General features: G+C 45.4%; 23 protein-coding genes. 18 read left to right on the top strand and 5 right to left on the bottom strand.

Features of this window, described 5'->3' with window-relative positions:
• The first annotated feature begins 27 nt into the window (after window positions 1–27).
• On the top strand, window positions 28–2,115 hold the full coding sequence (locus AB6E30_RS13345; protein WP_372103885.1) for an alpha-amylase: 2,088 nt from the start codon (window positions 28–30) through the stop codon (window positions 2,113–2,115).
• A 254-nt stretch (window positions 2,116–2,369) separates the two neighbouring features.
• Window positions 2,370–3,617: a valine--pyruvate transaminase gene (locus AB6E30_RS13340; RefSeq protein ID WP_372103883.1), complete on the top strand. Its 1,248-nt coding sequence runs from the start codon at window positions 2,370–2,372 to the stop codon at window positions 3,615–3,617.
• 221 nt (window positions 3,618–3,838) lie between these two features.
• Here AB6E30_RS13340 and AB6E30_RS13335 read toward each other — a convergent pair whose 3' ends face one another.
• Window positions 3,839–4,273: an Hsp20 family protein gene (locus AB6E30_RS13335; protein ID WP_009848140.1), complete on the bottom strand. Its 435-nt coding sequence runs from the start codon at window positions 4,271–4,273 to the stop codon at window positions 3,839–3,841.
• A 142-nt stretch (window positions 4,274–4,415) separates the two neighbouring features.
• Here AB6E30_RS13335 and AB6E30_RS13330 point away from each other — a divergent pair, with 142 nt between their 5' ends.
• Complete coding sequence (locus AB6E30_RS13330) at window positions 4,416–4,538, top strand: hypothetical protein (protein WP_267869012.1); 123 nt, start codon at window positions 4,416–4,418, stop codon at window positions 4,536–4,538.
• A 239-nt stretch (window positions 4,539–4,777) separates the two neighbouring features.
• On the opposite strand, the gene gyrB is transcribed toward AB6E30_RS13330, so the two are convergent.
• The 4 genes from gyrB to dnaA all read right to left on the bottom strand — a co-directional run bounded on the left by gyrB (window position 4,778) and on the right by dnaA (window position 10,949).
• Window positions 4,778–7,195, bottom strand: coding sequence for a DNA topoisomerase (ATP-hydrolyzing) subunit B (gene gyrB, locus AB6E30_RS13325; RefSeq protein ID WP_017058811.1), 2,418 nt, complete (start codon window positions 7,193–7,195; stop codon window positions 4,778–4,780).
• A gap of 17 nt (window positions 7,196–7,212) precedes the next feature.
• Complete coding sequence (recF, locus tag AB6E30_RS13320; protein ID WP_372103880.1) at window positions 7,213–8,292, bottom strand: DNA replication/repair protein RecF; 1,080 nt, start codon at window positions 8,290–8,292, stop codon at window positions 7,213–7,215.
• A 53-nt stretch (window positions 8,293–8,345) separates the two neighbouring features.
• Window positions 8,346–9,446: a DNA polymerase III subunit beta gene (gene dnaN / locus AB6E30_RS13315; protein WP_017058809.1), complete on the bottom strand. Its 1,101-nt coding sequence runs from the start codon at window positions 9,444–9,446 to the stop codon at window positions 8,346–8,348.
• Window positions 9,447–9,527: 81 nt separating this feature from the next.
• Entirely contained in the window at window positions 9,528–10,949 is a 1,422-nt protein-coding gene (dnaA, locus tag AB6E30_RS13310) for a chromosomal replication initiator protein DnaA (protein WP_017058808.1), read from the bottom strand.
• A 311-nt stretch (window positions 10,950–11,260) separates the two neighbouring features.
• On the opposite strand from dnaA, the gene AB6E30_RS13305 reads away from it, so the two are divergent.
• From AB6E30_RS13305 to atpB, 15 genes are all read left to right on the top strand, one after another.
• Window positions 11,261–12,010, top strand: a complete 750-nt coding sequence (locus AB6E30_RS13305; RefSeq protein ID WP_009848135.1) for an amino acid ABC transporter substrate-binding protein — start codon at window positions 11,261–11,263, stop codon at window positions 12,008–12,010.
• Between the two features lie 135 nt (window positions 12,011–12,145).
• Entirely contained in the window at window positions 12,146–12,817 is a 672-nt protein-coding gene (locus tag AB6E30_RS13300; protein ID WP_009848134.1) for an amino acid ABC transporter permease, read from the top strand.
• Window positions 12,814–13,551 (top strand): amino acid ABC transporter ATP-binding protein, encoded by a 738-nt coding sequence (locus AB6E30_RS13295; protein ID WP_017063027.1) that lies wholly within the window; start codon window positions 12,814–12,816, stop codon window positions 13,549–13,551. Before AB6E30_RS13300 ends, AB6E30_RS13295 begins: the two co-directional genes overlap by 4 nt.
• 206 nt (window positions 13,552–13,757) lie before the next feature.
• Complete coding sequence (gene rpmH, locus AB6E30_RS13290) at window positions 13,758–13,892, top strand: 50S ribosomal protein L34 (RefSeq protein ID WP_004735800.1); 135 nt, start codon at window positions 13,758–13,760, stop codon at window positions 13,890–13,892.
• Between the two features lie 45 nt (window positions 13,893–13,937).
• Window positions 13,938–14,261, top strand: a complete 324-nt coding sequence (gene rnpA / locus AB6E30_RS13285; RefSeq protein WP_017055478.1) for a ribonuclease P protein component — start codon at window positions 13,938–13,940, stop codon at window positions 14,259–14,261.
• The gene (gene yidD / locus AB6E30_RS13280) at window positions 14,228–14,485 is read left to right on the top strand and encodes a membrane protein insertion efficiency factor YidD (protein WP_004735802.1); all 258 of its coding nucleotides are present in this window, start codon (window positions 14,228–14,230) and stop codon (window positions 14,483–14,485) included. The genes rnpA and yidD overlap by 34 nt, the downstream gene beginning before the upstream one ends.
• A 2-nt stretch (window positions 14,486–14,487) precedes the next feature.
• Window positions 14,488–16,110 (top strand): membrane protein insertase YidC, encoded by a 1,623-nt coding sequence (gene yidC, locus AB6E30_RS13275; protein WP_017058806.1) that lies wholly within the window; start codon window positions 14,488–14,490, stop codon window positions 16,108–16,110.
• A gap of 130 nt (window positions 16,111–16,240) precedes the next feature.
• Complete coding sequence (gene mnmE / locus AB6E30_RS13270) at window positions 16,241–17,602, top strand: tRNA uridine-5-carboxymethylaminomethyl(34) synthesis GTPase MnmE (RefSeq protein WP_029235098.1); 1,362 nt, start codon at window positions 16,241–16,243, stop codon at window positions 17,600–17,602.
• 50 nt (window positions 17,603–17,652) lie between these two features.
• Entirely contained in the window at window positions 17,653–18,087 is a 435-nt protein-coding gene (gene mioC, locus AB6E30_RS13265; protein WP_017058804.1) for an FMN-binding protein MioC, read from the top strand.
• Between the two features lie 481 nt (window positions 18,088–18,568).
• Window positions 18,569–20,464 carry a tRNA uridine-5-carboxymethylaminomethyl(34) synthesis enzyme MnmG gene (gene mnmG, locus AB6E30_RS13260; RefSeq protein ID WP_017058802.1) on the top strand — a complete coding sequence of 632 codons (1,896 nt, stop codon included), beginning with the start codon at window positions 18,569–18,571 and terminating at the stop codon, window positions 20,462–20,464.
• On the top strand, window positions 20,464–21,096 hold the full coding sequence (rsmG, locus tag AB6E30_RS13255; protein WP_017058801.1) for a 16S rRNA (guanine(527)-N(7))-methyltransferase RsmG: 633 nt from the start codon (window positions 20,464–20,466) through the stop codon (window positions 21,094–21,096). Before mnmG ends, rsmG begins: the two co-directional genes overlap by 1 nt.
• A 14-nt stretch (window positions 21,097–21,110) precedes the next feature.
• Complete coding sequence (locus AB6E30_RS13250; protein WP_029235097.1) at window positions 21,111–21,884, top strand: ParA family protein; 774 nt, start codon at window positions 21,111–21,113, stop codon at window positions 21,882–21,884.
• A 23-nt stretch (window positions 21,885–21,907) separates the two neighbouring features.
• Window positions 21,908–22,789 carry a ParB/RepB/Spo0J family partition protein gene (locus AB6E30_RS13245; protein WP_372103878.1) on the top strand — a complete coding sequence of 294 codons (882 nt, stop codon included), beginning with the start codon at window positions 21,908–21,910 and terminating at the stop codon, window positions 22,787–22,789.
• 191 nt (window positions 22,790–22,980) lie between these two features.
• Complete coding sequence (locus AB6E30_RS13240) at window positions 22,981–23,370, top strand: F0F1 ATP synthase subunit I (protein WP_010433210.1); 390 nt, start codon at window positions 22,981–22,983, stop codon at window positions 23,368–23,370.
• Window positions 23,371–23,378: 8 nt separating this feature from the next.
• The gene (gene atpB, locus AB6E30_RS13235) at window positions 23,379–24,176 is read left to right on the top strand and encodes a F0F1 ATP synthase subunit A (protein ID WP_017058797.1); all 798 of its coding nucleotides are present in this window, start codon (window positions 23,379–23,381) and stop codon (window positions 24,174–24,176) included.
• The last annotated feature ends 29 nt before the right edge of the window (window positions 24,177–24,205 follow it).

Here is a 24,205-nt window from a genome sequence, read left to right as displayed (position 1 = left end):
GACCTGTTTATTCAGGGGAAGGGAACAATGAAAAAAACAGTACTCGCGCTTTCAATACTCGCACTCAGCGCATGCAGCCAAACCAGTGACAACAACCTATTACTGACAATTGATAACGACACTGTCGTATTCGAATCATCCGGTAAAGGCACCGTGATTGCAGAACAGGAACTCGCGAAAGGTAGCTATACCTTCTCTATCAGCGATACTCAAAATACCTGTGGCACCAACTATGCGCTGGCTGAAGAAAACCGCATCAAATTCAATAAACCCCTTCGCCTAGACGACTGCGCCGAGAAGTCTGAATTAGATATCAAGATCTTTCGCGCTAACACCTATCAGTTTATGCTCAACCCACAAACCAATGAACTGACCGTTCAGATAAAGCCGAAGCAACAACAAGTACAAAGCTTTGCTTGTCCGGTTCCTAGTGACGAACCAACCATCATCGACGTTGCTCAAACCTTTGATGATGGCACCGTGGTTAGAGACGCTCTTTCAGGCAAACAAGTCACAGTAACGAATGGCAGCGTCACCATGCAGCCAGCAGAAAATAGCCAAGGTGTTCTGCTGCTTGAGAAAGTAGAACCAGAAACCAAAGCTGACTTTAGTTGGGATAACGCCACGGTTTACTTCGTAATGACTGACCGTTTCCACAATGGTAATCCTGATAACGACAACAGTTACGGTCGCAGCCAAGATGGACAAGACGAAATCGGCACCTTCCACGGTGGTGACTTGGCAGGCTTAACCGAAAAACTCGATTACATAGAATCACTCGGTGCTAATGCTATCTGGATAACGTCTCCGTTAGAGCAAATCCACGGCTGGGTTGGCGGCGGTGATCGAGGTGACTTCAAACACTACGGCTACCACGGCTACTACCATCAAGATTGGACCAAGCTCGATGACAACATGGGCACCGAAGACGAGCTAAAAACCTTCATCGATACCGCGCATAGCAAAGGCATTCGTGTTGTTTGGGATGTGGTAATGAACCACACGGGATACGCGACGCTTGCCGACATGCAAGAGTTCGACTTTGGTAAGCTCAACCTAACTGATGAAGAAGCCAAACAAACACTTGGCGAAAACTGGACAGACTGGCAACCCGCTAAAGGCCAGAACTGGCACTACTTCAACAACTACATCTCTTACAGCGACAAAGAAGCGTGGGAAAAGTGGTGGGGCAAAGCTTGGCTACGCAGCGATATCGGCGCCTATGACTCTCCTGGATACAACAACCTCACCATGTCTTTGGCGCACTTGCCCGATTTCAAAACAGAATCGACAGAGACAACCGGGCTTCCTAACTTCTATCGCAACAAATCCACCAGCGCGACTGATGAACTCAAAACACCTCGTGAACATCTGATCACTTGGTTGTCTGACTGGGTGCGCGAATATGGTGTTGATGGATTTAGGGTCGATACTGCCAAGCACGTTGAACTGGACGCCTGGGCAGAGCTTAAAGAGAGCACTAACCAAGCACTAGCTGAGTGGAAACAGAGCAACCCAGACAAAGCCTTAGATGATTTACCTTTCTGGATGACTGGCGAAGTGTGGGCACACAGCGTAGTCAAATCAGATTACTTTGCTAACGGCTTTGATTCGATCATCAACTTTGAATTCCAGAGCGACATCGCCCCTAAGGCGCTGAAGTGTCTATCCGATCTTGATGCTGATTACCTTCGCTACGCAGACAAGATCAACAGTGACAGCGAGTTCAATGTGTTGAGTTATCTCTCGTCTCACGACACCTCACTATTCTGGACACAGCACGGCAGCGACTTTGCCAAGCAGACCAAAGCCGCGAATGCATTAATGCTTGCTCCGGGCGCGGTACAGATCTATTACGGTGATGAAATAGCCCGTAACTTTGGCCCAACAGGTTCCGATCCAATGCAAGGCACCCGTTCAGACATGCCTTGGGATCAAATCTCCGGCGAACGTGCAGAGTTGCTAGAACATTGGCAAGCGCTTGGCCAATTCCGCCAACGCCACCCAGCTGTCGCGCAAGGTAAGCACATCATCCGTAACAGCAAGGGTTATTACGCCTTCGAACGCCAATACCAAGATGACAAGGTGTTGGTTGTTTATACCGGTTCGAACTAAACCTTCATTAACATAAACACCAGAAACTAAAGGGGAAGCTTAGGCTTCTCCTTTTTTTATCGCTAAAGGTACGTTCAATAAGCAAGCTGTCACTCATTAACCAAACTTTATAGAAGTTTTTTACGTGTTAGAGCATTTGGCGCTATGCGTCGCAAAAACATTGCGGTATGTTCAAGGAATACACTGATGGCAGACATAAGGTCTGCCTTAATGACACGTAACAAGCAATCACAATGAATTAGGTAAAATTAGTAATGCAGTTCTCTAAGTTTGGCGAAAAGTTTAATCGATACTCTGGAATCACTCGTTTAATGGATGATTTGAATGATGGCCTGCGCACTCCTGGCGCTATCATGCTCGGTGGTGGCAACCCAGCCGCTATCCCTGCCATGCTCGATTACTTTAACCAAGCCAGTGCCGACATGCTCGCCAGTGGAGAACTCATCGCCGCCCTCGCCAACTACGATGGTCCGCAGGGTAAAGACAGCTTCATCAAATCGTTAGCGGCAATGCTGAAAGAGACCTATGGCTGGGATATCAGCGAGAAGAACATCAGCCTGACTAATGGCAGTCAAAGTGGCTTCTTCTACCTGTTCAACCTGCTAGCAGGCCAACAGCCTGACGGTTCACATAAGAAAATCCTACTGCCGATCGCACCGGAATACATCGGCTACGGCGACGCGGGTATTGATGACGATATCTTTATCTCTTACCACCCAGAGATCGAGTTGCTAGAAAACCGCCAGTTCAAATACCATGTTGATTTTGAAAAGCTTAAGGTTGATGACTCGGTTGCCGCTATCTGTGCATCTCGTCCAACTAACCCAACAGGTAACGTACTGACCGACGAAGAAGTACGTAAATTGGATACACTGGCGCGTGAAAACAACATCCCACTGCTGATCGACAATGCTTACGGCCTGCCGTTTCCAAACATCATCTTTGAAGATGTCGAACCGTTCTGGAATGAAAATACGATTCTGTGCATGAGCCTTTCTAAGCTTGGTTTGCCGGGTGTGCGTTGCGGTATCGTGATTGCGAGTGAAGAAGTAACACAAGCATTGACCAACATGAATGGCATCATCAGCTTAGCGCCAAACAGCGTCGGCCCTGCAATTGCCAATCACATGATTGAAAAAGGCGATTTACTGCGCTTAAGCAGCGAGGTGATCAAACCTTTCTATAAAGATAAGTCACTACGTGCAGTTGAACTGTTACAAGACGCTATCGACGACCCTCGCTTCCGTATTCACAAGCCTGAAGGCGCTATCTTCTTATGGCTATGGTTTGATGAGCTGCCGATCACCACAATGGAACTGTACGACCGCCTTAAAGCTCGCGGCGTATTGATTGTTCCGGGTGAATACTTCTTTATCGGCCAAGAAGACGAGTGGGATCATGCTCACCAGTGCTTGCGTATGAACTACGTACAAGACGATGAAGCGATGCAGAAAGGTATTGCTATCATTGCTGAAGAAGTGAAAAAGGCTTACTCAGAGTAGTAATCAGGGCTTTTAGCTTACCGTAGACCAAATACAAAAAGAGCACCTCATTAGGTGCTCTTTCACTTTTACTTCCCGATGATGTTTGTCACTTGAATACCCTAAATAATTGAGGGTTCAGCTAGGCGACTAGAAAATTCAGCCCTATGAGCATAGGGAACCTATGTGATTAGGGGGGATTTACGACGTCAACAACGCTGTAGCTTCAAGTATGACGGGTATTAGCCTTCTAGTAGACTATTACCATTAATAGCAATCTTACGTGGTTGCATCGCTTCTGGGATTTCGCGTTCGAGGTCGATGTGAAGAAGACCATTTTCCATGCTTGCACCTACCACTTTTACGTAGTCAGCCAGTTGGAATTTACGCTCGAAATCGCGCTCTGCGATACCTTGGTATACGAAGGTTTTCTCTGCTTCTGCTTTACGCTCACCTTTCACAATTAGCATGTTCTCTTTCTGAGTCAGATCTAATTGGTCATCAGCAAAACCAGCGACCGCCATAGTAATACGGTAGTTGTTCTCGTCTTTTTGCTCGATGTTGTATGGAGGGTAACCGCCAGAAGAGTTCTTCGATGTATTCGCTTCCATCATGTTGAATAGACGATCGAAGCCGATTGCGTTGCGGTAAAGTGGAGTGAAATCTACAGTTCTCATAATGCTATCCTTTTAGTAAGCAATAGTCTTAGCTGCGAATTTTACTTGGATCTAACCTGTGTGTGACCCAGTAAACAGCTAAGAGATTCAATTCGCATTCCTCGGGTTTCACCTCTATTGGCGACAACGCTGGGACATGGCAATGAATCAATTTTTAAGTTGTGTGCTGCCAAAGTTATCCTCTATTGAGCGATACTTCGTTAGCGGTAATGAAGGTTCTGTTTCTTCTCTTGTAGAGCAAGACAGTCATCCTCTTCACAAATAGATATATGGATTGAGCAAAATAGTTTCAAGGGGTTATTTTCAATTATTTTTGCAACTCAATATTTTTCAATATCTTACAAACATAAAAAAGCACCATCCAAAGGATAGTGCTTTAAAATGATTTTAGTTTTTTGAGACGAAGCTATTTGGCTTTAGTTCAAGGAAGAGGCGCGGAGCATACGAATGTATGTGAGCACCTCTGACACAGAAATTAAGCCAAAGAGCGAAGTATCAAAGAGACTAAACGTCTAGGTTTGCTACTTTCAGTGCATTCTCTTCGATGAAGTTACGACGAGGTTCAACTTGGTCACCCATTAGCGTCGTAAACAACAAATCAGCACCAACAGCGTCTTCAATTGTTACTTGCATCATACGGCGAGTTTCAGGATCCATCGTGGTTTCCCAAAGTTGATCAGGGTTCATCTCACCTAGACCTTTGTATCGCTGTAGGCTTAGACCACGACGAGACTCTTTCACTAACCAGTTCAGAGCATCAACGAAGCTAGAAACTTCTTGAGTACGCTCACCACGCTTAATGTAAGCGCCTTCTTCAATCAAGCCATCAAGAGCTTCAGAAAGATCCGCTAGCTTACCAAACTCTTTAGAGTTAATAAGATCGATGCTTAGTAGGTGTTCATGAGTCACACCATGAGTACGAACCACAATCTTAGGAACGCTTAAGCCTAGCTCTTCGTGTTTTTCAACTTCAAGGCTGTATTGGCTTGCACCTACTTCTTTCGCGTTTAGCTGTTCAACAAGCTGCTTACCCCAAGCTTCAACTGCCGCGTCATCATGACACTGCTCGGCCGTTAGACGAGGAACGTAAATCAGTTCGTGAACCAATGCGCGTGGGTAACGGCGGCTCATACGATCAACAAGCTTGATGCCTGCATTGTATTGCTGAACAAGCTTCTCTAAACCTTCACCTGCAAATGCTGGCGCTTCAGGGTTTACGTGCAGTTCTGCGTTGTCTAAAGCCAAAGATACTTGATACTGGTTCATCGCATCTTCATCTTTAATGTACTGCTCTTGCTTACCTTTCTTCACTTTGTAAAGTGGCGGTTGAGCAATGTAGATGTAGCCACGTTCAATCAGCTCTGGCATTTGACGGTAGAAGAACGTCAGTAGCAGGGTACGGATGTGAGAACCATCGACATCGGCATCGGTCATGATGATGATGTTGTGGTAACGCAGTTTATCTGGGTTGTATTCGTCACGACCAATACCACAACCAAGAGCGGTGATTAGCGTTGCTACTTCTTGAGAAGACAGCATTTTATCGAAACGTGCTTTCTCTACGTTAAGGATTTTACCTTTCAGCGGTAGGATTGCTTGGTTCTTACGGTTACGCCCCTGCTTAGCTGAACCGCCAGCAGAGTCTCCTTCCACAATATATAGTTCAGACAGTGCAGGATCTTTTTCCTGACAGTCAGCAAGCTTACCAGGAAGACCCGCTAAATCTAATGCGCCTTTACGACGAGTCATTTCACGAGCTTTACGCGCTGCATCACGAGCACGTGCTGCATCAATAATTTTAGAACAAACTGTTTTCGCTTCACCTGGGTTCTCAATAAGGAACTCAGACAACTTCTCACCCATTGTAGATTCAACGGCAGACTTCACTTCTGAAGAAACCAGCTTATCTTTAGTTTGGCTTGAGAACTTAGGATCAGGCACTTTAACAGAAACAATCGCCGTCAGACCTTCACGAGCATCATCACCAGAGGTCGCAGTCTTCGCTTTCTTAGAGAAGCCTTCCTTGTCCATGAAGCTGTTCAGAGTACGCGTTAGCGCCGCACGGAAACCTGCTAAGTGAGCACCACCATCGCGTTGAGGGATGTTGTTGGTGAAACAGTAGATGTTTTCTTGGTAGCCGTCATTCCACTGCATCGCAACTTCAACGGTAATACCGTCTTCGCGCTCAGAGTTAAAGTGGAAGATTTTTTGGATGATTGGCGTTTTGTTAGTATTAAGATGTTCAACAAACGCTTGGATACCGCCTTCGTATTCGAAGTGATCCATTTTGTCTTCTTCGCGCTCGTCAATTAGCTTAATTGATACACCTGAGTTCAAGAATGATAGCTCACGTAGACGCTTAGCTAAAATGTCGTAATGGAACTCGATGTTAGTGAAGGTTTCTTCACTCGGCCAGAAACGAATCTCTGTACCTGTTTTATCCGTGTCACCGATCACCGCTAGTGGCGCTTGAGGCTCACCGTGGCTGTAGGTTTGAGTGTGGATTTTGCCACCGCGGTGGATAGTAAGAGTAACTTGCTTAGAAAGTGCGTTAACTACTGAAACACCAACACCGTGCAGACCACCAGATACCTTGTACGAGTTATCATCGAACTTACCACCAGCGTGAAGAACCGTCATGATTACTTCGGCTGCAGATACGTTTTCTTCTGGGTGCAATTCTGTTGGAATACCACGGCCGTCATCGCTCACAGACACAGAACTATCTTCATGGATAGTTACAATGATGTCATTACAGTGACCAGCTAGCGCTTCATCAATAGAGTTATCTACCACCTCAAAAACCATGTGGTGCAGACCGGTACCATCATCCGTGTCGCCAATGTACATTCCAGGACGCTTACGTACCGCATCCAGACCCTTCAGTACTTTAATACTCGATGAATCGTAATTATCTGACATAGTTACTCTCTGACTAATTATCCTTGCTCTATTTTGCCATGTTCCACATGAAACATCCTGCTATTTTCGTCATGCATATCTGCAATCTGATCAGCGGTAATAGAGCTTACAAAAACTTGAGCCTGGGTCGCCTTTAAACACTCAGCAAGACGTGCTCGGCGTTGGCTATCTAATTCGGAAGCGAAGTCATCTATCAAATAGATGCACTGCTTACCTGTCATTTGAGTGAGGTGTTGCCCTTGTGCTACTCGTAGCGCGCACACCATCAACTTCAATTGACCTCGTGACAAGACATCTTCCACTGGAGTGCCGTTCACTTTTATCTTCAGATCCGCTTTGTTTGGCCCACTAAAGGTGTAACCAAGCTGCTGATCCCTTTCAAAATTCTTTTCTAATATATCGGCGTACGGGGTGTCTTTGTCCCAGCCACGATAGTAGTTAATCTTTATCTCAAACTCAGGAAGGAAGGTCGCACAGATTTCTTCGGCGACTTCTTTGAGCTGATCAACGTAGGTGGCACGCCACTGACTGATGCTTTCTGCTAAACGGGCCAATTCTTGGTCCCAATAGCTCAGCTCTCGATAGTGCGTTGCCGTTTTCAATAAGGCGTTTCGCTGCTTATTGAGGCGCTTTACCCTGCCCCACGCATCATAAAAGCCCGACTCACTGTGGAAGACTCCCCAATCAATGAATGCTCGGCGATGCTTAGGTCCATCGGTTAGTAAATCAAACCCTTCAGGGTGAATCAACTGCAAAGGTAAGACTTGAGCTAACTGAGCCAACTTTTGCCCAGTTTGACCGCTTATTTTAACCTCTGTCGTGCCATCGCGCTGCTTATTAATGCCAATTGGCAGCTCAAATTGATCCGAGGTCATAAAACGACCATGTACAAACAGCTCACTACACTCGTTTTGTATGATACGACCGGTAAGTGAACTCTTGAATGAGCGACCATGTCCGAGCAGATACACAGCTTCAAGGATACTGGTTTTGCCGCTTCCGTTAGCCCCTATAAGAAAGTTAAAGCCTGATGACGGTTGAATGTCACAGGCTTCAATATTTCTAAACTGCTTAACGATTAAGCGCGATAAAGGCATAACGTCTTCATATTAATCTTCAATCACGACTCGGTAGGTCAACATAGGGCTGCTTATAAGCGAATTGGCATAACAACGTACATCGCGCTGTCATCTTGTGCGTTCTCGATAAGAGCACTCGCATTGGCGTCTGACATTGAGATGCGAACCTGTTCACAACGCAGTGTGTTCAGAACATCCAATACGTAGCTTACGTTGAAGCCAATCTCTAGCGCGTCACCGTCGAAGTTAACATCGAGTACTTCTTCTGCTTCTTCTTGCTCTGGGTTGTTCGCGGTAATGCGCATCTCGCTATCCGCAAGGTTAACGCGAACACCACGGAATTTTTCATTCGATAGAATCGCAGCACGAGAAAATGCTGAACGTAATTCATCACAGCCAGCTTCAAGTGTCTTGGTGGTATTTTGCGGCATTACGCGGCGATAATCAGGGAAACGACCATCAACCAGCTTAGAAGTGAAGACATAGTTGTTCACTTCAGCTCGCACGTTAGAGTTACCAATTTGCAGTGTTACTGGCTGTTCAGGTGCATCCAATAGCTTCACTAACTCTTGAACACCTTTACGAGGAACAATGATCTGCTTCTGAGCAAAATCCGCACCCAGTTGTGCTTGAGATACTGCCATACGGTGACCATCGGTCGCTACGCTGCGCAGGATAGAGCCTTCAATCTCAAACAACATACCGTTGAGGTAGTAACGAACATCTTGGTTCGCCATTGAGAATTGTGTTTTCTCGATAAGACCGCGAAGTTCAGCTTGTGTCACTGACACTTCAACTTCACTGCTCCAGTCTTCAATATTTGGAAAATCTGCCGCAGGTAATGTTGCTAAAGAGAAGCGGCTACGACCAGAGCGAACCTGAATACGGTCACCATCCAATACCACAGTGATCACTGAGTTATCTGGCAATCCACGGCAGATATCTAGGAATTTACGTGAAGGTACGGTAATGCTACCCGCTTCGAAATCACCTTCAAGCGTTACACGGCTGATCAGTTCAACTTCTAGATCCGTCGCTGTCATCGACAACACGTTATCTTCTACTTTAATCAGTAGGTTTCCTAGAATTGGAAGCGTTGGCCTGCCACCGAGTGCGCCAGATACTTGTTGTAATGGCTTAATCAGGTGACTACGTTCAATGGTAAATTTCATATCTTGCTCTTACGGTCTAAATGGCACTGCGTAATAGTACGTGGCCAAGATTCTGCTTATTAAGGTTAAGAATACTGTGTATTAAGAAGAAAGGGTACGAATCAAGTTCGAATAATCTTCTTTAATGTCGTGGCTCTCTTCACGCAGCTGAGCAATCTTACGACAAGCATGCAGTACCGTCGTGTGGTCACGACCACCGAATGCATCGCCAATCTCAGGCAAGCTGTGGTTTGTTAGCTCTTTCGCCAGTGCCATCGCCAATTGACGTGGACGAGCAACAGAACGAGAACGACGCTTAGACAATAGATCAGCGACTTTGATTTTGTAGTACTCGGCTACTGTCTTTTGAATGTTATCAATCGTGACCAGTTTTTCTTGCAGTGCAAGTAGGTCACGCAGTGCTTCACGCACGAAGTCGATCGTGATCGGGCGGCCAGTGAAGTTTGCATTCGCAATAACACGGTTCAATGCGCCTTCCAGTTCACGAACGTTAGAGCGTAGACGCTTGGCAATAAAGAACGCCACTTCATCCGCAAGGTGAATTTGGTGGTCTTCGGCTTTCTTCATCAAGATCGCAACACGTGTCTCAAGCTCTGGTGGCTCAATCGCTACCGTCAAACCCCAGCCGAAACGAGATTTAAGACGATCTTCTACCCCGTTGATCTCTTTTGGATAACGGTCAGACGTTAGGATGATCTGTTGATTGCCTTCAAGCAGCGCGTTAAAGGTATGGAAGAACTCTTCTTGAGAACGCTCTTTATTAGCAAAGAATTGGATGTCATCGATAAGCAATGCATCAACACTACGGTAGTAGCGCTTAAATTCTTCGATCGCGTTGTTTTGCAGAGCCTTTACCATATCCTGAACAAAACGCTCTGAGTGCATGTAAACCACTTTCGCATTCGGCTTATTATCAACAATGGCGTTACCCACCGCATGCAACAAGTGCGTTTTACCTAAACCAGTGCCGCCGTATAGGAACAACGGGTTGTAGGCTGTACCTGGGTTATCAGAAACCTGACGTGCCGCAGCCAAACCGAGTTGGTTCGACTTACCTTCAACAAAGTTATTGAACTTATGTTTTGGGTTCACGTTTGAGCGGTGATTCAAGTCAACCGCGACAGGCTCTTCATCACGCCAGATATTATGGACAGGTTTGCGAGCTTGTAATTGCGCAGGTGCTGATGACTCAGCGGCCACATCAGCTGCAGTGCGAGTCTGAGTTGGTGTCGGTGTCGCAGGCTTTGGTGCAATCACACGCTTGCTTCCCACTTCAAAATGAAGATGTGGGATATCGTTACCGCAATATTCTTGCAGCAGACGGTTAATGCTATTTAGATACTTATCACGAACCCAATCGAGTACGAAACGGTTCGGTGCAAATAGAGTTAGAGTATTGTCATTGAGTTCCGCTTGTAACGGACGAACCCACATACTGAATTCTGTAGCTGGTAACTCTTCTTGAAGCTGTTGCAAACACTGCAACCAAAGCGAAGATGACACGGTGCCCTCACTCTATTTAAAGTAATATGAAATGACCGCTAATTTTACCTGTTGATAAGTCAGATCACCAGCAATTGATCACAGATCCAGTGAATAAGATCCAAGTTATTCACAATAAATTTGTAATTTATCGGTGGATCCACACATCTTGCCCCTAATTTACTCACACAATGATCCACTTATGCCCGGATCCTTGCTAGTTATCCCCAAATCGGGAATTCAATCTGGTTATGGTTAATAACATCTGGTTATTTATTCTAGTGAGCATTTTCCCAGTAACATCCAAACCCATAAATATAAGGAGTTACCAAATGAATAACTGGATTAAGGCTGCAATTGCGGCTATCGCACTCTCTGCTGCTACTGTTCAAGCTGCGACTGAAGTTAAAGTCGGCATGTCTGGTCGCTATTTCCCGTTTACGTTCGTTAAACAAGACCAACTACAGGGTTTTGAAGTGGATTTATGGGATGAGATCGGTAAGCGTAACGATTACAAGGTTGAATACGTAACGGCAAACTTCTCTGGTCTGTTTGGTCTTCTTGAAACGGGTCGCATCGATACCATTTCAAACCAAATTACAATGACGGATGCACGTAAAGCGAAATACCTATTCGCAGACCCATACGTAGTAGACGGCGCACAAATTACCGTTCGTAAAGGTAATGACAGCATTAAAGGCATCGAAGACCTTGATGGCAAGACAGTTGCGGTAAACTTAGGCTCAAACTTTGAACAACTGCTTCGCAGTTACGACAAAGATGGCAAGATCAATGTAAAAACCTACGATACAGGTATTGAACATGATGTGGCACTGGGCCGCGCCGATGCATTCGTAATGGATCGCCTATCAGCACTAGAGCTTATCAAGAAGACTGGTCTACCATTACAACTGGCGGGTCAGCCATTCGAAACAATTGAAAACGCTTGGCCTTTCGTCGACAACGATAACGGCAAAAAACTGCAAGCAGAAGTAAATGAAGCATTAGCAGCAATGCGCGCAGATGGTACGCTAGAAAGTATCTCTCAGAAATGGTTTGGTGCGGACATTACTCAGAAGTAATTACTCACTTTCACCATTCAAGGCCCACTGCTTTATACAGCGGTGGGCTTTTTGCTTTTATGCACTGATTAAAAAACCTGATAGAACAGTACTTACATATAGAACAACACTGCCAATAAAAATACGAGATAGATTATGGGATTTGACTTTAATTACATGCTAGAGCTGTTGCCGATACTACTGAAGTATTTAGGCACCACGATGGAGATGGCGACTTGGGGCTTGTTCTTTGCTCTGATCCTGTCTCTGATACTGGCGAATATTCGTGTATTCAAAATCCCAGTGCTCGACCAACTGAGCCAGCTGTACATTAGCTTCTTCCGAGGCACACCATTGTTGGTGCAGCTGTTCCTCCTTTATTACGGCTTACCACAAGTCTTCCCGTGGATGGTTGGGTTGGATGCCTTCAGCGCCGCTGTGATTGGCTTAACCCTGCACTTTGCCGCGTATATGGCAGAAAGTATTCGTGCCGCGATTATCGGTATTGATCGCAGCCAGATGGAAGCCAGCCTTTCGGTCGGTATGACAACCAGCCAAGCGATGCGCCGAGTGATCTTACCGCAAGCAACTCGCGTGGCACTGCCGTCGTTGATGAACTACTTCATCGATATGATCAAGTCGACTTCACTTGCCTTCACCCTAGGTGTCGCCGAAATCATGGCTAAAGCTCAGATGGAGGCTTCTTCAAGTTTCCGCTTCTTCGAGGCTTTCTTAGCAGTCGCACTGATTTACTGGGGCGTGGTGGTTATCCTCACTCGTATTCAAATTTGGGCCGAAGTGAAACTGAATAAGGCGTATGTACGATGATCAAATTACAAAGTATCCACAAGCAGTTTGGTGACACCGAAGTTTTGAAAGGGATCGACCTAGAAATCAAACAAGGTGAGATAATTGTCATCATAGGTTCAAGTGGTACGGGTAAATCTACCCTACTGCGTTGTGTGAATTTTCTAGAGCAAGCCGATCAAGGCACGATTTCGATTGATGATATCAAGGTTGATACTCAGAAACACACTAAGGCAGAGGTGCTTGCACTGCGTCGTAAGACCGGTTTTGTGTTCCAAAACTATGCACTGTTCGCTCACCAAACCGCGAGACAGAATATTGCTGAAGGTTTAATTACCGTTCGTGGTTGGAAAAAACAGCAAGCCCATGAAAAAGCACAACAAATACTTGATGATATTGGCTTAGGTGACAAAGGTGATAGCTACCCAGCCGCGCTCTCTGGTGGCCAGCAACAACGGGTGGGTATTGGCCGTGCAATGGCACTACAACCCGAGCTTTTACTGTTTGATGAGCCGACTTCAGCGCTCGATCCTGAGTGGGTTGGCGAAGTGCTTAACCTAATGAAAAAACTGGCAAATCAGCATCAAACCATGCTGGTGGTTACCCATGAAATGCAGTTCGCGAGAGAGGTCGCAGACCGAGTGATCTTCATGGCTGACGGTCATATTATCGAGCAGGGATCTCCACAGGATATTTTTGGTAATCCACAGGATCCTAAATTAAAAAAATTCTTAAATAAGGTTGGGATCGACTAAGGATCCTTGTGATTTTAGTTATTCTACGTATAATCCCCCGACCGGAATTTTAGTTAACCCAATCATTGACACTTTTTGTGACAGTGATTACAATTCCGCCTCTTTGTTGAGAGGCGTCGGTTTTCCTTTCTTATATAAAGAAGAGAAAAAATGCCCACGCCGGGTTTAACAAAAACCTAAAACTACTGATCAGTAAGGTAATTACAATGAAACGCACTTTTCAACCTACAGTTCTAAAGCGTAAGCGTACTCACGGTTTCCGTGCTCGCATGGCTACTAAGAACGGTCGCGCAACAATCAATGCACGTCGTGCAAAAGGCCGTAAGCGTCTTTCTAAGTAATCTTTGATTATTTTGAATAAGCTAGCCTTCGGTCGGGAGTTACGCTTGTTAACTCCCGAACATTATCAAAATGTCTTCAAGCAAGCTCATCGAGCTGGCTCCCCTCATTTCACCATCATTGCCCGAAATAACTCTCTTTCAAATCCTCGTCTTGGATTAGCCGTTCCGAAAAAGCAGATTAAAACCGCCGTGGGTCGTAACCGATTCAAGCGTCTTACTCGTGAAAGCTTTCGTAACACTCAACACAAACTTCCTAACAAAGATTTTGTTGTAATCGCTAAGAAGAGCGCGCAAGATTTAAGCAATGAAGAAATGTTCAAGCTACTCGACAAATTATGGCTTCGCCTGTCTCGCCCTTCGCGTGGATAGCGCTAATACCCATCTATTTTTATAGATGGTTTATTAGTCCACTCATCGGCCCACGCTGCCGATTTACTCCAACCTGCTCTTTATATGCGATAGAAGCGTTGAAAGCTCACGGTTTTGTAAAAGGGTGTTGGTTATCAGGCAAACGTCTATTAAAATGCCATCCTTTGAACGAAGGGGGCTTTGACCCCGTTCCACCAGTCCAAAAACAAGACAGAGATAAATAACGATGGATTCTCAACGTAATATCCTGTTAATCGCATTGGCTTTGGTTTCTTTCCTACTGTTCCAACAATGGAACGTAGCTCAGAATCCAGCACCACAAGCGGTTGAGCAGGCACAATCTGGCAGCACCCTACCAGCGCCATCTTATGCAGATGATCTAGACCCGGCTCCTGGTCAAGTTGCTTCTTCTGCTAAAACTATCACAGTAACAACTGATGTACTGACTCTGTCAATTGATACGGTTGGTGGTGATGTCGTTAAAGCAAACCTAAACGATTACTCTGCTGAGTTCGATTCTGAAGATACGTTTGTTCTTCTTAAAAACGAACCAGGTCACCAATTTATCGCACAAAGCGGTCTAGTGGGTCCTCAAGGTATCGATTTAAGCAGCACAAACCGCCCAAGCTACACAGTTTCAGCAGACAGCTTCACGCTTGCTGATGGTCAGGATGAACTACGCATCCCGATGACTTACCAAGCGAACGGCCTTGATTACACGAAAACATTCATCCTTAAGCGTGGCAGCTACGCAATGGATGTTGAATACGATGTAGTCAACAACTCTGGTAACAACGCGACATTCGGCATGTACGCTCACCTGCGTCAGAACGTAATGGATGACGGCGGTAGCCTAACAATGCCAACTTACCGTGGTGGTGCTTACTCTACGGAAGATACGCGTTACAAAAAATACAGCTTCGACGACATGCAAGATCGCAACCTGTCTCTTAACCTAGCAAACGGTCAAGGTTGGGCAGCGATGATTCAGCACTACTTTGCAAGTGCATGGATCCCACGCGACGAAGCAGGCAGCAACCTTTACACTCGTGTAATTGGTAACCTTGGCGACATCGGTGTTCGCATGCCGAACAAAACCATCGCTACTGGCGACGAAGCAAACTTCAAAGCAACGCTTTGGGTTGGTCCTAAACTTCAAGACCAAATGGCTGCTGTTGCACCTAACCTAGACCTAGTAGTTGACTACGGTTGGTTATGGTTCATTGCTAAACCACTTCATACTCTGCTTTCGTTCATTCAAGGCATCGTTGTGAACTGGGGTCTGGCAATCATCTGTCTAACTTTCATCGTTCGTGGTGCTATGTACCCACTAACGAAAGCTCAGTACACGTCTATGGCGAAAATGCGTATGCTTCAGCCTAAGCTGACTGCAATGCGTGAGCGTATCGGCGACGACCGTCAACGCATGAGCCAAGAAATGATGGAGCTTTACAAGAAAGAGAAAGTAAACCCACTAGGTGGCTGTTTACCTATCCTTCTGCAAATGCCTATCTTCATTTCGCTATACTGGGCACTAATGGAGTCTGTTGAACTGCGTCACTCACCGTTCTTCGGTTGGATTACTGACCTTTCAGCACAAGACCCATACTACATCTTGCCACTTCTGATGGGTGCTTCAATGTTCCTAATCCAGAAGATGAGCCCGACAACTGTAACGGATCCAATGCAGCAGAAGATCATGACCTTTATGCCGGTTATGTTCACATTCTTCTTCCTGTTCTTCCCTTCAGGTCTGGTTCTATACTGGCTAGTATCGAACATCGTAACTCTGATTCAGCAAACGCTTATCTACCGCGCGCTGGAAAAGAAAGGCTTACATTCTAAGTAAGTTCGATAATAGAAAGAGACAAAGAAAGGCGACCAAAAGGTCGCCTTTTTGTTTTTAGCTGATTACAATTCAGCTAATTGATTAATCGTGAGCGCCCCTTTTTGGCTTTCACATGCTAGCAGGCACAACTATGACTACAGATACGATTGTTGCTCAAGCGACTGCACCCGGCCGTGGCGGCGTCGGTATTATTCGCGTTTCAGGCCCACAAGCAGCCCAAGTTGCGCTTGAAGTTACCGGCAAAGTACTGAAACCACGTTACGCTGAGTACACCCCTTTTAAATCTCACGATGGTTTAGAGCTAGACCAAGGCATCGCGCTTTACTTTCCTAACCCGCACTCGTTTACCGGTGAAGACGTTTTAGAGCTGCAAGGCCACGGTGGTCCTGTGGTAATGGATATGCTCATCAAGCGCATCCTCGCTATTCCAGGGCTACGCGCAGCACGCCCAGGTGAGTTCTCGGAGCGTGCCTTCTTGAACGACAAGATGGATTTAACCCAAGCAGAAGCGATTGCTGACCTCATTGATGCCAGTTCAGAAGAAGCGGCGAAATCAGCTCTGCAATCGTTACAAGGCGAGTTTTCAAAACGCATTAATACGCTGGTGGATTCTCTGATTCACTTACGCATCTATGTTGAAGCCGCTATCGACTTCCCAGAAGAAGAGATTGATTTCCTTGCTGACGGTAAAGTAAGTGCTGACTTACAAGCTATCATCGACAACCTCGAAGCGGTTCGCCAAGAAGCCAATCAAGGTGCCATCATGCGTGAAGGCATGAAGGTGGTGATTGCAGGTCGTCCTAATGCCGGTAAGTCGAGCTTACTGAATGCATTATCGGGTAAAGACTCCGCGATTGTGACTGATATTGCAGGTACAACCCGTGATGTACTTCGTGAACATATCCATATTGATGGTATGCCACTGCACATTATTGATACCGCAGGCCTGCGTGAAGCCTCGGATGAAGTCGAAAAAATCGGTATTGAACGCGCTTGGGAAGAAATTGCTCAAGCCGATCGCGTTTTATTTATGGTCGATGGCACCACTACCGATGCAACCGACCCGAAAGATATCTGGCCAGATTTCGTTGATCGTCTGCCGAATAACATCGGAATGACCGTGATTCGTAACAAAGCCGATCAAACCGGTGAAGATCTCGGGATTTGCCATGTTAATGATCCAACTCTGATTCGACTATCAGCAAAGACGGGACAAGGCGTTGATGCACTACGTAATCACTTAAAAGATTGCATGGGCTTTGCTGGTGGCAATGAAGGTGGCTTCATGGCACGTCGTCGCCACTTAGATGCCCTAGAACGCGCATCTGAGCATCTAGATATTGGCCAGCAACAGCTCGAAGGCTATATGGCAGGGGAAATCTTGGCAGAAGAACTGCGTATAACGCAGCAACACCTTAACGAGATTACTGGTGAATTCAGTTCCGATGACCTACTCGGCCGTATCTTCACCTCTTTCTGTATTGGTAAATAACCTTTAAAGGCCGGCTCATGCTGGCCTTTTTCTTTAGTAAGGACAGCTTAATGATCCACATTATTACAGGCAGCACCTTAGGTGGTGCAGAGTACGTTGGCGATCACCTTAATGATCTTCTTGAAGAGCAAGGCCACGAGATCACCCTTCATAATCAGCCTGAATTCGATGATATTCCCCAACAAGGCTTTTGGTTGCTGGTGACTTCAACTCATGGTGCGGGTGAATTTCCAGATAATATTAAGCCGTTTATCGACGCATTGACCCAGCAATCTCCAGATTTAAGCCCGGTTCGCTTTGCTGTCGTGGCGCTTGGTGATTCGAGTTACGATACCTTCTGTTTGGCGGGAAAATCAGTCCACAGCCAGATGAAAGAGCTCGGTGCTCAGCCTATTTCTGACTGTTTTACCATCGATGTATTGGAAACTCCGGTACCAGAAGACGCAGCAGAAGCTTGGTTCAACGATCATAGCGACCAGTTTTAACCTCTCTCCTCTCTCAAAAAGCGGCTTATGCCGCTTTTTTTGTCTCTGAACATCGTGATTGTGAATAACTTTTTTCAAAAACATCGAAAATTAGCGATCTATTTTCAATTTCTGCTGTGGATAAGATCATACATATACGGTGATTAACCTATAGTTATCCAAATAACAAGTTTTAGGCTAATTTCCTCCTGTGAATAAGTAGCCATTTTGATCCCAGCTAATCCTCATCCTGATCAAAGTTAGATCACATCATTTGATCCAAAAAAGATCCATGATCTCGTTGATCATTTCCGACTTATCCACAGACACCCTCGATCCTAATAATAGATCTAATAAAAGATCTCCTTAAAGATCTTATCTATATTAATTAAAAACAGCTTTTTCGAAAAATCCCAAAAACGTTTTCTCAGGCTATGAAAACAGGTAGAATATCGCTCCTTTTTATCAATCTAGAAAACGTTTGAATACCTGAGGTCGGTTCATGCTTTATCACGAAAAATTTGACGTCATCGTTGTTGGTGGTGGCCATGCAGGAACGGAAGCCGCACTCGCATCTGCACGTACTGGTCAAAGTACGTTATTACTTACTCATAATATCGATACACTAGGACAAATGTCTTGTAACCCAGCCATTGGCGGGATCGGTAAGGGCCACTTGGTAAAAGAGGTCGATGCAATGGGTGGATTAATGGCGCAAGCTATTGATCATGCAGGTATTCAGTTCAGAACATTGAACGCATCAAAAGGCCCTGCGGTTCGTGCTACTCGTGCACAAGCTGACCGCGCACTGTACAAAGCCTTTGTTCGTAACGTTCTTGAAAACACGCCAAACCTGACTTTGTTCCAACAGTCGGTTGATGACTTGATCGTTGAACAGGATCAAGTGGTAGGTGTGGTAACGCAGATGGGCCTTAAGTTCCGCGCAAGCGCTGTGGTTCTGACTGTGGGCACATTCCTAGGCGGCAAGATCCATATTGGTATGGAAAGTTCTTCAGGTGGCCGTGCTGGTGATCCACCATCGATCGCACTGGCTGACCGTCTTCGTGATCTTCCATTCCGAGTTGATCGCCTGAAAACAGGTACTCCTCCTCGTATCGATGCGCGTAGCGTTGATTTTTCTGAGCTTGAGGTTCAGCACGGTGATAACCCGACGCCTGTTTTCTCGTTCATGGGCAGCCGAGCTCAACAACCTCGTCAAATTCCATGTTACATCACGCATACCAATGAAAATACGCATGACGTAATTCGTGCCAACCTTGATCGCAGCCCTATGTACGCGGGTGTGATTGAAGGCATTGGCCCTCGTTACTGCCCTTCGATTGAAGACAAAGTAATGCGTTTTGCTGACAAGAACAGTCACCAAATTTTTATTGAGCCAGAAGGTCTAACGACTCACGAGCTATACCCGAATGGTATCTCTACCAGTCTGCCGTTTGATGTACAGGTTCAAATTGTTCGTTCGATGAAGGGCTTTGAAAATGCTCATATCGTTCGCCCTGGCTATGCGATTGAGTACGATTTCTTTGATCCTCGCGACCTTAAGCTGACTTACGAAACTAAGTTTATCAAAGGTCTATTCTTTGCGGGTCAAATCAACGGTACCACTGGCTATGAAGAAGCGGCTGCACAAGGCTTGATGGCCGGTCTGAATGCAAGTTTGTTTACTCAAGGCAAAGAAGGCTGGAGTCCACGTCGTGACCAAGCTTACATGGGCGTGCTTATCGACGACCTATCTACCATGGGTACCAAAGAACCTTACCGCATGTTTACGTCTCGCGCGGAATACCGTCTGCTGCTTCGTGAAGACAACGCCGATATCCGCTTGACTGAAAAGTCGCGTGAACTTGGCCTTGTTGATGACGCTCGTTGGGCTCGTTTCAACGAGAAGATGGAAAACATGGAGAAGGAGCGTCAACGTCTGAAAGAGACTTGGATTAATCCAAAATCTGAAGATATTGATCAACTGAACCAAATTCTGAAAACACCAATGTCTCGTGAAGCGAGCGGTGAAGATCTTCTTCGTCGCCCTGAAATGACTTATTCACAACTAACGGCATTGGATCGTTTTGGCCCTGCACTGGAAGATCAACAAGCGTCTGAGCAAGTTGAGATCCAAGTGAAGTACGATGGTTACATTCAGCGTCAACAAGACGAAATTGAAAAATCACTGCGTCATGAAAACACCAAACTGCCTGCTGATATCGATTACAGCAAGGTAAAAGGACTTTCTAACGAAGTGGTTCTTAAACTAACGACAGCTAAGCCTGACTCAATTGGTATTGCTTCGCGAATTTCAGGTATCACACCTGCAGCAATCTCAATTCTGTTGGTTTACTTGAAAAAACACGGCCTGTTGAAAAAAGGTGAGGAAGCATAATGAGCGCATTACGCGAAAAACTGGATCACCTTATTGGCCAGACTGAACTTGAAGTATCTGAAAAACAACGTGGCCAGTTGGTTGGCTACGTTGAGTTACTGAACAAGTGGAACAAAGCTTATAACCTAACATCAGTTCGTGACCCACAAGAAATGATGGTGAAACATATCTTAGATAGCATCATTGTTAGCACTCACTTACAAGGTAAGCGCTTTATCGATGTGGGTACGGGACCTGGTCTTCCTGGGATTCCGCTCTCAATCATGAATCCAGACTGCGAGTTTTACTTGCTAGACAGCCTAGGTAAGCGTATTCGTTTTATCAAACAGGTGATTCATGAGCTGGGTATCGACAACGTGGTACCGGTTCAAAGTCGCGTTGAAGAATTTCAACCAGAAGAAAAGTTTGATGCAGTGCTCAGTCGTGCATTTGCGTCAATGACAGACATGGTAGAGTGGTGTCACCATTTACCTAAAGAGCAATCCGGTGTATTTTTGGCTCTTAAGGGACAACATCCTAGAGACGAAATCGACCTGTTACCTGAATGGTGTTCAGTGACAGACATTAAAGCTTTGCAAGTGCCAGAGCTTGATGGAGAGCGTCATCTAGTTACTTTATCGCGTCAGGGATAATCAGCGAGGCCATAGTGGGTAGAATCGTAGCAATTGCCAACCAGAAGGGTGGCGTAGGAAAAACAACAACTTGCATTAATTTAGCAGCATCAATGGCGGCAACAAAACGCAAGATATTGGTTGTTGACCTCGATCCTCAAGGTAATGCCACTATGGCGAGCGGTGTCGACAAGTATCAAGTCGAAGCAACAGCTTACGATTTGTTGGTTGAAGACACCCCATTTGATGAGGTGGTTTGCCGGAGTACATCTGGCAATTATGACCTCATCGCCGCGAACGGTGATGTTACTGCGGCAGAAATCAAGCTGATGGAAGTGTTTGCTCGTGAAGTTCGTTTAAAAAATGCACTCGAACCCATTCGCAATAACTATGATTTTATCTTTATTGATTGCCCGCCCTCATTAAACCTTCTTACAATCAACGCGATGGCTGCGGCCGACTCCGTATTGGTTCCTATGCAATGTGAATACTTTGCTTTGGAAGGTTTGACTGCATTGATGGATACCATCAGTAAGCTAGCGGCTGTTGTAAACGAGAACCTGAAGATCGAAGGTCTTCTGCGTACTATGTACGATCCTCGCAACCGCTTATCGAACGAAGTATCTGATCAACTCAAAAAACACTTTGGTAGCAAAGTCTACCGAACTGTGATCCCTAGAAATGTGCGTCTGGCAGAAGCCCCGAGTCACGGCAAGCCAGCAATGTACTACGACAAATATTCCGCAGGAGCTAAGGCTTACCTTGCTCTTGCTGGCGAAATGTTGCGTCGTGAAGAAGTCCCAGTATAGGTCCAACCAAAGGAATTCGCTCAATGTCTAAGCGTGGTTTAGGAAAAGGGCTAGATGCATTGCTTGCAACTAGCTCATTGGCTCGTGAAAAACAGCAAGTTGCTTCTCATAGTCAGGCGTTGTCGGCTGATGGTGAGCTTATTGAACTGGCTGTTGGTTGCTTGAAGCCTGGTGTATATCAACCGCGTAAGGATATTGCGCCTGAAGCGCTAGAAGAGCTGGCAGCATCAATTCAATCTCAAGGCATTATCCAACCGATCGTAGTTCGCCCATTGGCGCACGACCAGTTTGAGATTATTGCAGGTGAACGTCGTTGGAGAGCGGCTCGTGAAGCTGGTCTTAAACAAGTTCCATGCTTGATCAAGAGAGTAGAAGACAAGGCCGCGATTGCGATGGCATTGATCGAGAACATTCAACGTGAAGATCTGAATGTTATCGAAGAATCACAAGCGCTAGAGCGCTTGCAGAACGAGTTTTCACTGACACATCAGCAGGTCGCCGATGTGATTGGTAAATCCAGAGCTACCGTTAGTAACTTATTACGTCTAAATCAGCTCGAAAATGAAGTAAAAGGTTTAGTTTCCAGTAAACAACTAGAAATGGGGCATGCTAGAGCACTGCTTGCGCTTGAAGGTGTTACCCAGGTTGAGGCAGCGAATACTGCAGCAACCAAAAAAATGACCGTGCGTCAAACTGAGCAACTTGTCAAAAAGTGCTTAAAACCAGACGTTGAAGCGGAATCGAAGCCCGAAGACACTGAGGCCATCGAACTTTCACGAAGACTCACGGAAAAATTGCAAGCAAACGTTTCAGTTACTCGTTCTGTTAGCGGTAAGTCAAAAGTGACAATTACTCTTGATGAGCCTCACAAATTAGAGCAACTTATTGCTAAACTAGAGTACTAAATGAGATAATTGATTTAGGTCAATTATGTAATAAACAAGTAATTTCTTACAAAAGTTGTCGGTTTGTATACAGAAATGTAAATGATTGCTGCATTCTTATTGCAATCAATTTGGCTGAACGTATAATTTTCGCCAATTTCTCAGCACGCTTTTAAGCGAGTGGTAAAGTGGGCTTAAAGAGGAACGAATACATGGTAGCGGCGTTAGCAAGACCAGGACGAGTGCTTGCAAAGCAAATGTTATTGATCGAGCTTAGCGCGGTTATATTAGTGGCGATAGGGTTAGGTTTAGCTGTTAATCCTGATTGGGGTTTTGCTGCATTGGTTGGTGGCGGTATTTTTGTCATCGCGAATGTGGTTTTTTGTGTGTGTGCTTTCCTATTTTGTGGAGCTCGCGCAACTAAGTTAGTTGCGGCGTCGTTCTATGCAGGTGAAGCACTAAAGATCCTTATCACAGTTCTACTATTCTCTATTGTCTACATGTATATGCAGGTGGAATTAATTCCCCTCAAACTGACCTATTTACTGGTTCTAGGTATTAATATCTTTGCGCCAGTGCTTTTCATTAACAATAAAAAATAGGATGAGTTATGGCTGCGCCAACAGCATCCGGATACATTGAGCACCACTTACAAAACCTTTCTTTAGCTAAGTTTGGTCTTGTAGAGGAGACAAGTTTCTGGAACGTACATATAGACAGTCTGTTTTTTTCGGTGTTGACAGGGATGTTATTCCTTTGGGTTTTTCGCTCAGTCGCTAAGAAAGCAACAGTAGGTGTACCTGGTAAGCTTCAGTGTTTTGTTGAAATGGTAGTTGAATTCGTTGATGGCAACGTTAAAGACACTTTCCATGGCCGCAACCCTCTGATTGCTCCATTAGCACTGACTATATTCTGCTGGATTATTTTAATGAACTTGATGGACTTAGTGCCTATCGATTTCTTACCATATCCTGCGGAGCATTGGCTAGGTATCCCTTATTTGAAAGTGGTTCCTTCAGCTGATGTTAATATAACCATGTCAATGGCCTTAGGTGTTTTTGCTCTGATGATCTACTACAGCATCAAAGTAAAAGGCTTAGGTGGATTCGCCAAAGAACTTGCTTTACATCCATTTAATCACCCAATCATGATCCCGTTTAACCTACTGATTGAAGTGGTATCGCTACTCGCGAAGCCTCTATCACTTGGTATGCGTCTATTCGGTAACATGTTCGCAGGTGAGGTTGTATTCATTCTTTGTGCGGCAATGCTACCGTGGTATTTACAATGGGTAGGCTCTCTACCTTGGGCTATCTTCCATATCTTGGTTATTTTGATTCAAGCATTTGTTTTCATGATGTTAACAATTGTTTATTTATCAATGGCCCATGAAGATGGCGATCACTAAAAATTTTTAAGTTTTATTCTAACTATTAA

This window comes from Vibrio sp. 10N.247.311.12, assembly GCF_041467515.1.
Lineage (GTDB): Bacteria > Pseudomonadota > Gammaproteobacteria > Enterobacterales > Vibrionaceae > Vibrio > Vibrio crassostreae_C.
The sequence above is the reverse complement of the archived record's forward strand: the minus strand, read 5'-3'. Positions and strand labels throughout refer to the sequence as shown.

Coding starts and splice junctions, on each gene's coding strand:
- AB6E30_RS13345 (WP_372103885.1), top strand. CDS start 28: ATGAAAAAAACAGTACTCGCGCTTTCAATACTCGCACTCAGCGCATGC.
- AB6E30_RS13340 (WP_372103883.1), top strand. CDS start 2,370: ATGCAGTTCTCTAAGTTTGGCGAAAAGTTTAATCGATACTCTGGAATC.
- AB6E30_RS13335 (WP_009848140.1), bottom strand. CDS start 4,273: ATGAGAACTGTAGATTTCACTCCACTTTACCGCAACGCAATCGGCTTC.
- AB6E30_RS13330 (WP_267869012.1), top strand. CDS start 4,416: ATGAATCAATTTTTAAGTTGTGTGCTGCCAAAGTTATCCTCTATTGAG.
- gyrB (WP_017058811.1), bottom strand. CDS start 7,195: ATGTCAGATAATTACGATTCATCGAGTATTAAAGTACTGAAGGGTCTG.
- recF (WP_372103880.1), bottom strand. CDS start 8,292: ATGCCTTTATCGCGCTTAATCGTTAAGCAGTTTAGAAATATTGAAGCC.
- dnaN (WP_017058809.1), bottom strand. CDS start 9,446: ATGAAATTTACCATTGAACGTAGTCACCTGATTAAGCCATTACAACAA.
- AB6E30_RS13305 (WP_009848135.1), top strand. CDS start 11,261: ATGAATAACTGGATTAAGGCTGCAATTGCGGCTATCGCACTCTCTGCT.
- AB6E30_RS13300 (WP_009848134.1), top strand. CDS start 12,146: ATGGGATTTGACTTTAATTACATGCTAGAGCTGTTGCCGATACTACTG.
- AB6E30_RS13295 (WP_017063027.1), top strand. CDS start 12,814: ATGATCAAATTACAAAGTATCCACAAGCAGTTTGGTGACACCGAAGTT.
- rpmH (WP_004735800.1), top strand. CDS start 13,758: ATGAAACGCACTTTTCAACCTACAGTTCTAAAGCGTAAGCGTACTCAC.
- yidD (WP_004735802.1), top strand. CDS start 14,228: ATGGCTTCGCCTGTCTCGCCCTTCGCGTGGATAGCGCTAATACCCATC.
- yidC (WP_017058806.1), top strand. CDS start 14,488: ATGGATTCTCAACGTAATATCCTGTTAATCGCATTGGCTTTGGTTTCT.
- mnmE (WP_029235098.1), top strand. CDS start 16,241: ATGACTACAGATACGATTGTTGCTCAAGCGACTGCACCCGGCCGTGGC.
- mioC (WP_017058804.1), top strand. CDS start 17,653: ATGATCCACATTATTACAGGCAGCACCTTAGGTGGTGCAGAGTACGTT.
- mnmG (WP_017058802.1), top strand. CDS start 18,569: ATGCTTTATCACGAAAAATTTGACGTCATCGTTGTTGGTGGTGGCCAT.
- rsmG (WP_017058801.1), top strand. CDS start 20,464: ATGAGCGCATTACGCGAAAAACTGGATCACCTTATTGGCCAGACTGAA.
- AB6E30_RS13245 (WP_372103878.1), top strand. CDS start 21,908: ATGTCTAAGCGTGGTTTAGGAAAAGGGCTAGATGCATTGCTTGCAACT.
- AB6E30_RS13240 (WP_010433210.1), top strand. CDS start 22,981: ATGGTAGCGGCGTTAGCAAGACCAGGACGAGTGCTTGCAAAGCAAATG.
- atpB (WP_017058797.1), top strand. CDS start 23,379: ATGGCTGCGCCAACAGCATCCGGATACATTGAGCACCACTTACAAAAC.